Annotated in this window: 8 protein-coding genes; 4 read left to right on the forward strand and 4 right to left on the reverse strand. The window is 77.6% G+C overall.

Going from position 1 to position 12,796, the window contains the following annotated elements; genetic code table 11:
- The 3 genes from ACFEMC_RS04785 to ACFEMC_RS04795 all read left to right on the forward strand — a co-directional run bounded on the left by ACFEMC_RS04785 (position 1) and on the right by ACFEMC_RS04795 (position 6,291).
- Positions 1 to 3,789 (forward strand): hypothetical protein, encoded by a 3,789-nt coding sequence (locus tag ACFEMC_RS04785; protein ID WP_380174108.1) that lies wholly within the window; start codon positions 1 to 3, stop codon positions 3,787 to 3,789.
- Positions 3,786 to 3,944 (forward strand): hypothetical protein, encoded by a 159-nt coding sequence (locus ACFEMC_RS04790; protein ID WP_380174109.1) that lies wholly within the window; start codon positions 3,786 to 3,788, stop codon positions 3,942 to 3,944. Before ACFEMC_RS04785 ends, ACFEMC_RS04790 begins: the two co-directional genes overlap by 4 nt.
- Before the next feature lie 262 nt (positions 3,945 to 4,206).
- Positions 4,207 to 6,291 (forward strand): putative bifunctional diguanylate cyclase/phosphodiesterase, encoded by a 2,085-nt coding sequence (locus ACFEMC_RS04795; protein ID WP_380174111.1) that lies wholly within the window; start codon positions 4,207 to 4,209, stop codon positions 6,289 to 6,291.
- Positions 6,292 to 6,293: 2 nt separating this feature from the next.
- Here ACFEMC_RS04795 and ACFEMC_RS04800 read toward each other — a convergent pair whose 3' ends face one another.
- The 4 genes from ACFEMC_RS04800 to ACFEMC_RS04815 form a co-directional block, all read right to left on the reverse strand.
- Complete coding sequence (locus tag ACFEMC_RS04800; protein WP_380174113.1) at positions 6,294 to 7,001, reverse strand: SAF domain-containing protein; 708 nt, start codon at positions 6,999 to 7,001, stop codon at positions 6,294 to 6,296.
- A gap of 98 nt (positions 7,002 to 7,099) precedes the next feature.
- Positions 7,100 to 7,447, reverse strand: coding sequence for an FmdB family zinc ribbon protein (locus ACFEMC_RS04805; protein ID WP_380174115.1), 348 nt, complete (start codon positions 7,445 to 7,447; stop codon positions 7,100 to 7,102).
- 83 nt (positions 7,448 to 7,530) lie between these two features.
- Entirely contained in the window at positions 7,531 to 9,714 is a 2,184-nt protein-coding gene (locus ACFEMC_RS04810) for a phosphodiester glycosidase family protein (protein ID WP_380174117.1), read from the reverse strand.
- Positions 9,715 to 9,737: 23 nt separating this feature from the next.
- On the reverse strand, positions 9,738 to 11,261 hold the full coding sequence (locus ACFEMC_RS04815) for a potassium/proton antiporter (RefSeq protein WP_380174119.1): 1,524 nt from the start codon (positions 11,259 to 11,261) through the stop codon (positions 9,738 to 9,740).
- A 44-nt stretch (positions 11,262 to 11,305) separates the two neighbouring features.
- Between ACFEMC_RS04815 and ACFEMC_RS04820 the strand changes: the two genes are divergently transcribed.
- The gene (locus ACFEMC_RS04820) at positions 11,306 to 12,748 is read left to right on the forward strand and encodes a phytoene desaturase family protein (RefSeq protein WP_380174121.1); all 1,443 of its coding nucleotides are present in this window, start codon (positions 11,306 to 11,308) and stop codon (positions 12,746 to 12,748) included.
- The last annotated feature ends 48 nt before the right edge of the window (positions 12,749 to 12,796 follow it).

Raw genomic sequence — 12,796 nt, forward strand, 5'->3', positions numbered from 1 at the left:
GTGACGTCTTCTCCCGCGACCGGTCCCGACTCGACGCGTCGGCGCTGGTGGGCGGAGGCGGAGGTCCTCGGGGGCACGTCGGCGCTGCTCGACTGCCCGGTGGGGACCGACGCCGTGCTCGACCTGACCACCGCGCACCCCTCCGGCCTCGCCCAGCTCCTCGCGGGCGGCCCCGCGCCCCTGACCAGCCTCGTGCGCGAGGCGGGAGCCTTCGCCGAGGCCCGCCGCCGGGCCCGCACCACCCACCGCCTCGCCGGAGCCCTCCTGGCTCAGCGGGGGACCCGGTCGCTCGCGGTCGCCGTCGGCATCGCCGGCTGGTCGCTGGCCGACGAACCCGACGCCGCGACGCTCGCCGAGGGCGCCGCACCCGTCGCTCTGCGGGCCCCGCGCCGCACACCCGTCCTGCTGCGCCGCTGCACCCTCACCCCGGCGACCGAGGCGCTCGACGACTTCGTCGTGCAGCTGGCCCCCGAGGTCATCGTGAACCCCGTGCTCGTCCGCGTCGCGCGCGCCGAGCTCGGCGTCGACCTCGACACGCGCCGCATCGCGGCCGCGGTGGGCGCGCACTGGGGCTTCGACCCCAACCCCGCCATGGACGAGCTGCGCCGCCAGCTCGCGGGCGTGCGCGGGCTGCGGGTCGAGCGACGGCTGCTGCTGACGACCTTCGCCGACCCGGGTGCGGACCTCCTGGCCGACCTGCGCCGCCGGGGCGGTCTCGTGCGCGAGCACCGCGTCGTCGCCGCCGTCGCAGGGCGCCGCCCGGTCGAGCCGTTCCGCGCCGACGCGTCCGCCGACGAGGCCGCCACCGAGGCCCCCGCTGCCCCCGACCTGGTGGAGGGACTCGCCCTCGACCCGGCCCAGCGCCGCGTCGTGGAGGCGGTGCTGTCCGGGCAGGACGTCCGGCTGGACGCCCCTACCGGCACCGGGGCTACCCAGGTGGCGGCGGCCGTCATCGCCTCCGAGGTCGCCGCGGGCCGTCGCGTCCTCCTCGTCGCCGACTCCGCCGCCGACCGCCGCGCCGTGGACGAGCGCCTGCGGGACAGCGGGTTCGGTCGTCTGCTGCTGCACCTCGTCGCCGACCTGGACTCCTCCGCGGACGACGCCTCCGTCCAGTTCGACGCGGCCCGTCGGGAGGTGCGCGCGCGCCTGGACGCCGCCGCCCCGGCCGGGGCCGGCCCCGGCGCCGACCCGGACGTGGCCGGGCCCGCCCGTGCCCTCGAGGAGCACGCGACCGCGCTGCACCGCGTCCGCGAGCCGTGGGGCGTGAGCGCGGCCGAGGCCATGCGTGCGCTGCTGGACCTGGCCGAGCGCCCCGAGCCGCCGACCACGAGCCGACGGCTGCGCGGTGCGGACCTGTCGTCCTGCGCGCGCGCGGACGTCGCCGGCTGGGCCGACCGCCTCGTCGAGGCCGTCGACCTCGGGGCCTTCGACGTCGGCCCGGGCACGACGCCGTGGGCCGGCGCGGACCTGCGCACGCCCGAGGCCGCCCAGCAGGCCCTGGAGCGGGTCGAGAACCTCATCGGCCAGCGGTTGCCGGCCCTGCGCGCGCTGCTCGCGACCGTCTGCGACGCAGCCGGTCTGCGTGGCGCGGCGTCGGTCGCGGAGGCCGCCGAGCGCACCGCGCTCCTCGACGGGGTCCGCACGACCATCGGCCGCTTCGGCGCCGACGTCTTCGGGCAGTCCCTCGGCGACGTCGCGGCCGCGACCGCCACGCCCCAGTGGAGGCGCGAGCACGAGGTGCGGCAGGGCTGGATGCGCCGCTGGCGCCTGCGCCGGGAGGCGCGTGCGCTGCTGCGCCCGGACGTCTCGGCCGGTGACTGGGCCACCCTGCACGAGTGGCTCCAGCAGGCCCGGTCCGAGCGGCTGCGCTGGCAGCGGGTCTCCGTGCGGGACAACGCACCCGTCGTCCCCGACGACCTCGACGCGCTCATCGCCGCGGTGGCCGCGGTGCGGCAGGAGCTCGACGACCTCGCCCGCGTGCTGCCGCCCCGTTCGTGGACCGACCTGGGGGCCACGTCCCTGCAGGACGTCCAGCTGCCCGAGCTGTCGGCCCTGCTGCGTGCGCTGGCCGCGGACGCGGAGGCGCTCGACCCGCTGCCCCGCCGGACGGTGCTGCTGGACGAGCTGGAGGGGGCCGGCTGGGGCGGGCTGCTGGAGGACCTGCGCGCCCGCTGGGGCGGGCCGGGCAGCCTGCACCTGCCCTCGGAGGTGGAACGGGCCTGGTGGGCGGGTGTCCTGGACGCCGTCTCGATGGTCGACCCGCTCGTCGGCACGGGGGAGGCCGCCGCGCTGCGCACCGCCCGGTACGGGCTGCAGCTCGCCGTCGCGGCGCGTCGCGGCCGGCAGGCGGCGCGCGTGCGGGCCGCGCTCGACGCCCGGGCCGAGGCCTCCGGACGTCCCGGCGACCTGCTGCCCGTCACCGCGCTGTCGGCGGCGGGTGTCGCCCGGCTGGCGGACGAGGTCCACGACGCCGACCTGCTCGTCCTGCTCGGGGCCCAGGCCACGACGACGGCGGCGGCGCTGCCGGCGCTGTCCCGGGCCGCGCGCGTGCTCGTGGTGGGCGACCCCCAGCTGCCCGGTCCGGCCGACCTGCCGACTGCGCGCGACGAGCACACCGTCCCGGGACCGGTGCGGGACAGCCTCTTCGCCGACGTCGAGGGGGTGCTGCCCACCCTGCGGCTGGAGCGCCAGCACGCGCTGCTCGACGACACGCTGCTGTCCGGTGTCCCGATCCCGGCGGCACAGGTCTCGCTGCCCGGCCCGGGGCACGACGGCCGGGCCACCGCCCGGACGTCGGACCGCCCGCCGGGGGCGCGACGGGGCCCCGACGCGCTCGTCGACCTCGTGCTGGAGACGGCGCTCGTGGCGCTGAGCGCCCACCCCGAGGAGTCCCTCGGCGTCGTCGTGCCGGACGCGGCGGGCGCGGAGCTGCTGGCCGACACCGTCCGGCGCCAGGCGCTCGACCGCGGCCTGCCGCTGTCCGTCGGCCGCGAACCCCTGCTGGTCGGCACGCCGGTCCGCTGGACCGGTGAGCGCCGCGACCACGTGCTCGTCGTCACCGACGCCGTCCTCAACGGGCCCGCCCTGGGGGCCGCCCACGACGACGGGTCGGCCGAGGGGGCCGCCGAGGGCCGGGCCACCGGCCGCGCCGAGGCGTGGATGGCGCTGACCCGCAGCCGACTGCGGACCACGCTCGTCCTCGACGACTCCGGCTGGAGCTCCGGCGCGGACGCGGAGGACCAGGAGGACGGCCGCACGCTCCTGGACCGTGCCGCGCGCGCCTGGGAGCGTGAAGAGGTCCTCGCGGAGACGGGACGTCCCGACCGGCCGGGAGCCGACGCGGTCGTGCGTCGCCTCGCGGGCGCGTGCCGCCGCATCGGGTTGCCGGTCGAGTGCCAGGTCGGCACCTCCCGCGTCCTGGCCCTGGTCGTCCGGGACGCGCGCGCCCGGGCGGGGGCCGGCCCGGCGCTGGTCGTCGAGCTCGACGACGCGCTGTGGGCGAGCGGGGACGTCGTCGACCGCGAGGTCGACGGCCCCACCGAGCTCGAGCGCCGCGGCTGGCGGTACGTGCGCGTGCTCACCGCGGACGTGTTCGCCGACGCCGACGCCGAGGCGGACCGCATCGCGGGCCTGTGGCGGGACGCCCTGGCCGAGACCGGTCACGACCTGCCGTGGGTGGTCGACCTGGAGGGTCCCGCCGGTCCGACGGGTCACGTCGCGCCCCAGGGGGGCCGGGCGTCCGGGACGCCCGCCGTCGACCTCGACCGGAGCGGGGTGCAGGCGCCGTGAGCCCGGCACCGGCCGGGCCTCAGGACGGGGACCGCGAGGTCCCGCTGGAGGACGAACGGTCCGCCGACGACCGTGACGAGGGGTGGGGCGAGCGCTCGGGGACGGGGCTGGACGACGACTGGTACCTGTCCCAGCGCCCGCCGCACTGGGACTGAGGCCCGCGCAGGGCCGAGTACCGGATCGGTGGTCATCGGCGCACGCTGCGTCACACGTGATGTGCACAGAGACACACGTTGCTGACTGAACGTTCAACCACACTGACTCTCGGTCGAAAGTCCCGTCGCCAAGCCGCTCAGGGCTTCTTCCGCGCCGTCGCCACCCCCATGATGGGCGCGGACCGCCGCCCATCGTCCCCCGAACGGGGGACGACGGGCCGGTCCGTCCGAAGCATCCGGAACCGGTGGCGGGAGGTGGGACGTGCAGCGCACGACGGCCGCACTCGCGGTACCCCGCATCCCCGCAGCGCGTCGACCGGCCCGGCCGCGCCCCGACGTGCCCCTCGCGCTCGACCTCCTGGCCGTGGTCGCCGCCGTCGCCGTCCTGTCCGTCGCGGTGCTGGCCGCCCTCGCCGCCCCCGCGCCGTGGCACGCCTCGCGCTTCGCCCTCGTCCTGGCCGCCGTCGTCTTGGTGGCCGAGTCCCGGCCCGTGACCCGTCGCACCGGGGGGCGGGGCGAGCCGCCACCCCTCGCGTGGGGCTTCCTCGTGGCGCTCGTCGCTCTCGGCCCCTTGGCACTCGCCCTCCTCGTCCGGGCCGTCCCCACTCTGGTCCGCCAACTGCGACGCGGTGCCGGCCCCCAGGCCGTCGTCGTCGCCGTCGCGACCTCCCTCGTCGGCGTCCTCGTCTGCGGGGTCGTCCTCGACCTCCTGGTGGGATCCTCCGCGGCCGACGGACCCGCGCTGCGCGACCCCACCGACTGGCCCTCCGTCCTGGCGGCCGGCGCGGCCGGACTGCTCGCGCAGGGGGTGGCCCGCTACGCCTCCCGGCGGATCGTCGTCCGTGCGCCGCGCCCCCTGGTCCGCGCCGGGTCGGCGTCCGGTCTCCTGCTCACCCTGGCCGTCCTCGCCTCGGCCCCCGTGGTCGTCGTCAGCGCCGAGGGTGGTCCCTGGCTGCTGGTGCTCGTCTGCGTGCCCCTGTCCGTGATGCTCGTCAGCGCCGCCGTCGCCCGCCGCCACGAGCGGCGAGCGCTGGTCGACGACCTCACCGGGTTGCCGAACCGGGACGCGTTCCTCGCCGCGACCGCCCGTTCCCTGCGCGGCGGGGAGGGGGCCGACCTGGGGCCCGGCCTGCTCGTCGTCGACCTCGACCACTTCAAGGACGTCAACGACACGCTCGGGCACCCCGTCGGGGACGCGCTGCTGCGCGAGGTCGCCGGCCGGCTCACCGCGCAGGCCCCGGCCGACGCGGTCGTGGCGCGGCTCGGCGGCGACGAGTTCGGGCTGCTCGTGTCCGACCGCCTGGAGGCCGAGGGACTGGCGCTCGCGGTCGTCGAGGAGATGTCCCGGCCGATGCGCGTGGGGGAGCTGCAGGTCCTGCTGCCCGCCAGCGTCGGCGTCGCGCTCGCCCCGCAGCACGGCACGAGCGCCACCTCCCTGCTGCGCAGCGCCGACGTCGCCCTCTACCAGGCCAAGGAGGTGCGCGGCCGGGCGTGCACATACGCCGGACGCCGCGACGTCAACAGCATCGAACGCCTCCGGCTCCTCGGTGACCTGGGCCGGGCCGTGGAGCGCGGCGAGCTGTTCGTGCGCTACCAGCCGCAGGTGGACGCGCACACCGGTGTCGTCGTGGGGGCCGAGGCCCTCGTCCGCTGGCGCCACCCCGAGCTCGGCCCCGTCGGTCCCGACCGCTTCATCCCGCTCGCCGAGCAGTCCGGGCTCATCGCCGGCGTGACCGCCGTCGTCCTCGACCAGGCCCTCGCCGACGCCGCCCGCTGGAGCGCCGCGGGGTTCAGCCCGAGCGTGTCGGTCAACCTCTCGGCCCGGCTGCTCACCGACCACGACCTGCCGGCCCTGGTCGCCGACGGTCTGCGCCGGCACCGGGTGGCCGCCGCAGCTCTCGTCCTGGAGATCACCGAGACCGGCATCGTCTCGGACCCGGCGCGGGCCCGGGCGGTGGTGCGCCGGCTGAGGGCGCTCGGCTGCTCGGTGGCCGTCGACGACTACGGAACGGGCCAGGCGTCGCTGGCCTACCTCATGGACCTCGAGGTGGACGAGCTCAAGATCGACCGCAGCTTCGTCACCGGCATGACGACCGACCGGGCCCGGGCGGTCATCGTGCGCTCCACCGTCCAGATGGCCCGCGAACTGGGGCTGCGGGTGGTGGCCGAGGGCGTCACCGACGCGCCCACCCAACGGGCGCTGGCCGGGCTCGGGTGCCACACCGCGCAGGGCGAGCACGTCGGCGGGCCCATGACCGCCGACGCCGTCCTGGACCTCCTGCGCGTCCGCCACGCCGGCGTCGCCGGCCGCGCTCCGCAGCGCCGCGTCGCCCCGCGCCTGGACTGACCTCACGCCCGCACCGTCACCACGGTGCGCCCGGCCGCCGCGGCCAGCCGCGCCGCCGTCGCGGGGTCGACGGCGAGCAGCACCGACGCGGGACCCGCCGTCGAGGACGGCCCGAGGAGCCCGCCGGAGGTCTGCGGCGGGGGGACCCGCAGCACCACGACCCCGACAGCGATCCGTTCGGCCCCGGTCGAGGCGCCGGACACCGGGTCCTGCGTCCGAGCCAGGACGTCGACCCTGGCTCCCGGCGCCAGGCTCTGCAGCAGCGCGGGGTCGCCCACCTCGACCCCGGTCGCGACCGTCCCCGCCGGCTGCCCCGCCAGCAGGGGGCCCGTCGTCGTGCGCGCGTCGGTCAGCACCTCGCCGCGGCGGACGGGTGCGGCCAGGACCGCCCCCTGGACGGCGGCGGCGTCGAGGGTCCCGTCGGGCACGGTGGCGTCGTCGTGCTCCTGGGCCGTGACGTCGCCCGCAGTGAGGACCGCGCCGGTCGGCAGGTCCCGCGCGGCGACCAGCACCCGCGCCTGGACCGGGGCGGGCGGCGCCAGGGTGGCCACGGCGACGCCGCCGGCCGCCGCGACGAGCCCGGCCGACAGCCAGCGACGGGTCAACCGGCGACGACGGCGGGCCACCGGGCCCCGGAGCGGGGGAGCGGGCAGCGGGAGCAGGTGGTCCTCGAGGGGGTCGTCGAGGTGGTCGCGAGGGGTGGCGGGCACGGCGCGACGCTAGGCGCGCCGGGCGCTGCCCCACCGAACGCAACAGGCCGCCTGGGGACGACGGGCGTCCCAGGCGGCCTGTGGAGACCGGTGCGACCTCAGGCGGCCGAGGTGGCCCCGCCTGTGGACGAGGAGCTCGAGGAGCTGGACGAGGAGGTCGACGACGTCGAGGAGGAGGACGAGCTCGACGGCTTCGCGTCGGAGGAGGCGGGCTTGCTCTCCGAGGCCTTCTCCGAGCTCGAGGAGGAGCCGCCCGACGACCCGTTGGAGGAACGGGAGTCGTTGCGGTAGAAGCCGGATCCCTTGAAGACGATGCCGACGTTGTTGAAGAGCTTGCGCAGGGCCCCCGAGCACTCCGGGCAGTCCGTCAGGGCGTCGTCGCTGAAGGACTGGCGGACCTCGAAGGAGTGTCCGCAGGACTGGCAGGCGTAGGCGTAGGTGGGCACGCGATCTCCGTGGCGTCCAGGACCCGCTGGCACTCGGGTCGTTCGAGTGCCAATGGTACTCGCCGTGGGGCCTGCGTGGGCGCTCAGCGACGGGCCCGCGCCCGCCGGGTGAGGTCCCCGGCCGACGACGGCAGGGGCGGCACCTGCGCCTCCAGCCCCGCGAGGTCGAGCGCACCGGCGCCGCGCGCCGCCACCGACGTCTGCGCCAGGTACAGCCGCTCGACGAGGACCTCCTGCGCCGACGGCGGCAGGTCGGCGACGAACCGCTGCCAGCCCGTCGCCCCGACCCACGCCGCGAACGTCAGCGGGCGACTCGCCCCGTCCACCCGGACCACCCCGCGCAACCACCCGCCGGCACCGTCGCCGCGCACGCTGACCGCCAGACCCGTCGCGCCGCGCGGGACCGGCAGGGGGACGCGGGCCACGAGCGCCGCGGTGGCCGTCCCCGGCTCCGTCGGCCGCACGGTGAAGTCGAAGGCCAGCCGCAGGGCCGGTCCGTCGACGGCGCGCACCGAGGCGTCGGCCCGCACGCCCGCCACGGTCCAGCGGGACGGGTCCGCCAGCGGGTCCACCGTGACGGGCCGGGTCCCGACCGCCGCCGGGACGTCCGCGACGACCCCGCCGGCCGAGAGCCGCACCCAGGGCGAGGCAGGACCGCCGGCGACGGCCGTGAGCCGCAGCCGCCCGTCGGGCAGCACCTGGGCCACCAGCACCGACGGGTCGGTCCCGACGAGCACGTCCGCGGCGTCGACGGCCGCCGCCCGGCCGCCCGCGTCGCGGCCGGTGACCACGACGTCGACCGTCGACCCCGCGGCCGGCAGGACGAGCGGGCGGTCGGTGCCGAGCCGGACCACCGGGTCGAGCACCTGCAGGTCGAGGGACCCGGAGGCGCCGCCCAGGACGGCCCGCAGCCTCGCCGGACCCGGTGCGACGCCCCGGACGGCGACGCGGAGGCCGCCCGCCTCGTCGGCCCCGAGCGACTGCGACGTCACCGCACCCGCCGCGACCTCCACGACCGGGAGCCCGGTCGTCGGGGCGCCCGAGGCGGTGAGGGGGACGACCCGCAGGAGCGCGCCCAGCCCGGGGAAGACGGCGACGGCCTCCTCCGTGGAGGTGAGCGGGCGCAGCACCACCGACCGCGGTTCCGGCCCGGCGGCCGCGGGCACGAGGGCCAGGACGTGGGCCACGGGGCGGGCGGCGCCGTCGGAGGGCACCACCGCCTCGCTCACCGCGGCGTCGCCGGGGACCCGGGCGACCAGCTGCGCGGATCCGCCGCCGTCGAGCATGACCGCCCCGAGCGCTCCGGCGTCGAGCATCCGCCGCGCCGTTTCGACGGCCGTCACCCCGACCGACCGGGCCGTCCCGCCCTCGACGGTGAGCAGCAGCAGGTCCCCGGACGCCGTCCAGCCCACCGCGGTCCGGGCGCGCAGCGCGGCCCACGTCGGGTCGGTCCCGTCGATCGGCGCCAGAGCCCCGTCGCGCACGAGTTCCAGGCGGGCGCCGACGGCGAACCCGCCCGACCCCGCCGGCAGCGCATCGTCCAGGACCCGCACGTCCGTCGTGACGGGGGTGCCGACGGGCGTGCCCGTGAGGGCTCCCGCGACGGTGCCGGAGGCGACGAGGACCCCACCGTCGGCGGGGACCGGCACCGACCCCGGCGCGCGCACGGCCGTCACCACGCCGCCGCGCACCTCCAGCTCCACCCCGCCGGCCGTCGTCAGCGAGCGGTCCCCGGCGCCCCACGCGGGGCCGAAGAGGACGAGCGCGTCCGCCGGCACGGTGCGGGTGCAGAGCGCGGCAAGGGGGAAGGAGCGCCCGCCGAGCGTCGCCGTCCCCTGCAGCACGACCCGTCCCACCCGGCCCCGCCAGCCCCCGGCGTCCCCGTCCAGCCCCACGGCCCACTGCGGGTCCGCCGACGCCTTGACCGCCCGGCCGTCCAGGACGACCGGGCCGTCGGGGGTACCGGTGCGGTCGATGTCGAAGAAGTCGCCGTTGACGGCCGCGACCGCACCGGCCGCGGAGGCCAGCTCGGCCGGCGTCCGGGGTGAGCTCAGCGTCTGCTGCAGCAGGACCGGCCGGGTGGACGCCCCGGCGGTCAGGCGCACGAGCACCTGGCGGACGGGACCGGTCGAGGTCGAACGCTCGAGGGTGACGCCGGGGGCGAGGGTCTGCGCCGCCTCCGCCGCCTCCGCCCGCGCCGGCATGCGCAGGGGCACGAGACCCGCCGCCGACACCGCGGCGAACGACAACACGGTGCGACGGCGCATGGACTCACCGTAGGCGCTCGGGGTCAGGCCTGGTGCCAGCCCGCGAGCTTGCCGTCCCGGCTGATGGCCTGCAGCCGCTCCTCGACCTGCCGGCGTTCGGCCGTGCCCGTGACGACGAGCAGGTCGTCGCCGTGGCGCAGGACCGTCCGCGGCTGCGGCACGAACGTCGCCCCGTCGCGCGCCACGAGGCTCACGTTGGCCCCGCGCGGCAGCCGCAGCTCGAACACCTCCACCCCGTGCAGTCGGGACCGCGGACCCACCCGCACCTGCACCACGTCCGCCGACAGCGTCCCCAGCGGGGAGACCTCGACGTCCAGGTCGGTCGTCGGCGCGGCGGTGATGAGCCCCAGCGTGCGCGCCAGCGGGGCCAGCGTCGGCGCCTGCACGAGCGTGAAGACGACGACCAGGACCAGCACGATGTCGAAGAGCCGCTCCGAGCCGTCGATCCCCGCCACCACCGGCACGGTGGCCAGGACCACGGGGACCGCGCCCCGCAACCCCGCCCACGACAGGAACGCCAGGTCCGGCCGTGGCAGCCGGAACCCCGCGAGCGAGACGACGACCGAGACCGGCCGGGCCAGGAGCGTCAGCACGAGGCCGAGCAGCAGCGCGTCCAGGACCGCCGACGGCAGCCGGGAGGGGTTCGCCAGCAGGCCGAGCATGACGAACAGGCCGATCTGGGCGAGCCAGCCGAACGCCTCCGCGAAACCGCGCGTGGCGTGCCGGTGCGGCAGCCGCGCGTTCCCGAGGACGAGCCCGCACAGGTACGTCGCGAGGAACCCCGAGCCGTGCAGGACGTCGGCGACCGCGAACGCCCCGACGGCCAGCGCCAGGACGGCCACCGGGTAGAGCCCGGAGCTCGGCAACGCGCTGCGGCGCAGCAGGAAGGCCCCCGCGGCCCCGACGCCGACCCCGACGACCGTGCCGAGCCCGAGTTCGAACACCGCCTCGGCCAGGTAGAACCACCAGGCGTGGTCGGAGTGCCCGGCCGCGACCTCCGTGAGCGCGATGACCGCGATGACCACGGGGGCGTCGTTGAGGCCCGACTCGGCCTCCAGCACACCGGACAACCGTTGCGGCAAGGGGACCGAGCGCAGCACCGAGAACACCGCGGCCGCGTCGGTCGACGACACGACGGCCCCCAGCAGGAAGGACACCGGCCAGCTCGTCTGCAGCAGCAGGTGCGCACCGACGCCCACGACCCCGATCGAGACGGTCGTGCCGACCGTGGCCAGGACGGAGGCCGGGGCCAGCACCCCCTTGATCGCGTCCCACCGCGTCGTCAGACCGCCCTCGGCCAGGATCAGGACGAGCGCCCCGTACCCGAGCACCTGCGCGACCTCCGCGTCCGCGAAGGGGATGCCCAGCCCGTCCTCACCCAGGACGAGGCCGAGGGCCAGGTAGAGCAGCAGGGAGGGCAGCCCGGTCCGGGCCGAGAGGCGCACGGCGAGCACCGCGAGCAGCAGGACTCCGGAGGCCAGCAGCAGCACGCGGCTGAACTCCTCCAGGGTCATGCCGAACCGTAACGCGCCGACTACGGTGCTCACGTGCCTCTGGGAGAACCGCGCCCCTCCGTCCCCGGCCCCCGCTCGTGAAGGGCACCGCGACCGTCGTCGGGTCCGGACCCAACGGGTTGTCCGCCGCCGTCGTCCTGGCCCGGGCCGGTCTCGACGTCACCGTCCTGGAGGCCCGCGACCGGGTCGGCGGGGCCTGCACCGACGCCGAGCTCCTCGGCCCGGGGGTCGTGACCGACCTGGGGTCGGCGGTCCACCCCTTCGCGGTCGCGAGCCCCTTCTTCCGCGACCTCCCGCTGGAGCGGCACGGGTTGCGCTGGCGGCACGGGCGCTACCCCGTCGGCCACCCCCTCGACGACGGACCGGCCGCCGTGCTCCCGCACGACCTCGACGAGGCGGTGAGCGCCCTCGGACGGGACGGCCGCGCCTGGCACGCGCTGTTCGCCGGGCCCGTCGCGCGGTGGGAGGAGCTCGTCCCCGACGTCCTGGGCCCGTTGCTGCGGGTGCCGTCCTCCCCGCTGGCCCTCGGGCTCTTCGGGGCCCGCGCGGCCTGGCCGGCGGCCGCCTTCGTGCGGACCGTCTTCCGCGAGGAACCCGCGCGGGCGCTCTTCGCGGGCATGGCCGCCCACGCCCTGCAGCCGCACACCCAGGTCCTCACGTCGGCGTTCGGCGCGCTGTTCGGCACCGCCGCCCACGCGACCGGGTGGCCCGTCCCCGAGGGCGGGTCAGGCGCGATCACCCGTGCGCTGCACGGGGTCCTCAAGGAGAACGGCGGTCGCGTCGAGACGGGTCACGCCGTCCGCTCGCTCGCCGAGCTGCCCCCAGCGGACGTCACGCTGCTCGACGTCACGCCCCGCCAGCTCCTCGCGCTCGGCGCGGACCGGCTGCCCGCCCGGTACGCCGCGGGGTTGCGGCGCTGGAGCTACGGGCCCGGCGCGCACAAGGTCGACTACCTCCTCGACGGGCCCGTCCCGTGGCGCGACCCCCGGCTGGCCGACGCCGTCACCGTGCACCTCGGGGGGACGGCCCGGGAGGTCGCCGCCGCCGAGGCCGACGTCGTCGCCGGCCGCCACCCCGACCGCCCGTTCGTCCTCCTCGCCCAGCAGGACGCCGCCGACCCCGGCCGCGCACCCGGCGGGCAGCGCGTCGTCTGGGCCTACGCCCACACCCCCCAGGGTTCGACCGACCCGCACGTCGGGGAGCGCGTGGACCGGCAGGTCGAGCGGTTCGCACCGGGGTTCCGCGACCGCATCGTCGGACGCGTCGAGACGAGCCCCGCGCAGCTGGAGCAGTGGGACGCCAACCTCGTCGGCGGGGACGTCGGCGGGGGAGCGCTCACGTTGCGCCAGCAGGTCTTCCGCCCCGTCGTCGGGCTCTCGCCCTACCGGGTCCCGCTGCCCGGGACGTACCTGTGCTCGGCGGCGACGCCGCCCGGCGGCGGGGTGCACGGGATGTGCGGGTTCCACGCCGCGAACGTCGCCCTGCGCGACCTCGCCCGGTCCCGCCGGCTGGCTCGTTGACGCGACCGGCTCGTCCTGCGAGCCGGTCGTGACGACGAGCCCGCCCCG

This window comes from Kineococcus sp. DHX-1 (assembly GCF_042473625.1).
Taxonomy (GTDB): domain Bacteria; phylum Actinomycetota; class Actinomycetes; order Actinomycetales; family Kineococcaceae; genus Kineococcus.

Coding starts and splice junctions, on each gene's coding strand:
- ACFEMC_RS04810 (WP_380174117.1), bottom strand. CDS start 9,714: ATGCGCCGTCGCACCGTGTTGTCGTTCGCCGCGGTGTCGGCGGCGGGT.